Annotated in this window: 1 protein-coding gene; it reads left to right on the top strand. The window is 48.7% G+C overall.

Features of this window, described 5'->3' with window-relative positions; translation table 11 throughout:
- Nucleotides 1-692: LptF/LptG family permease (locus ACTXGO_RS15535; RefSeq protein ID WP_443575151.1), on the top strand; the 692-nt coding region annotated here is incomplete at both ends.

The raw sequence follows: 692 nt of genomic DNA, 5'->3' as shown, positions 1-692 counted from the left end.
AATGCCAGTGGCGTCTCACGCGGTAAGCTTGCACGGTTGATGACGCCATTAATTTTGGCACTGTTCGTAGGCGAGGCGGCATTATCCATAGTAGGCAAGCCTTGGGGCGTACGCTCATCTGAAGTCATTTGGCAACAGCAAGCGCTGAGCAGTGCTTTTGATCTGATTCGTCCCAATGAGTTTATTAGTAGTGGCGATTACAACTTATATGTCGGTAGTTTAAGCGATGATAAAAAACAACTACAAGACGTGATTTTGATTCAAACTGAAGATAGAAAAGAGGACGATAACAATGTTAATTCAGATAACGCCAACTCAAACAGCGTTAATTTAGATAACGACAATAGCGACATGCCCGCGTTGCCAAAGGCTATGACCCAGCGCGCAGGACAAGTCGGTAGCAAAGATACGATAACCCTTGCCAAACGCGCCGAGCAAGTAGATAACGGCAGTAGCGGCATCACGCAATTGGATCTGTTTCAGGGTCGGCGCTATGAAGTTGGCGCAGGCAACCTCAAATACAATCAAATCAGTTTTGATCGCTACCGCATTACCTTGACCGAATCCTCAAAAGAGGTGGTGACTGAGGACAACATCGAGACCCAGCCAATAGGGCCACTATGGCAAGCTGCAACCGGCGGCACCTCAGTCGCTAGCGTAGATGCCCTACGAGCAGCACAAGGGGAGCTAGG

Source organism: Psychrobacter sp. T6-1, assembly GCF_052258445.1.
The sequence above is the reverse complement of the archived record's forward strand: the minus strand, read 5'-3'. Positions and strand labels throughout refer to the sequence as shown.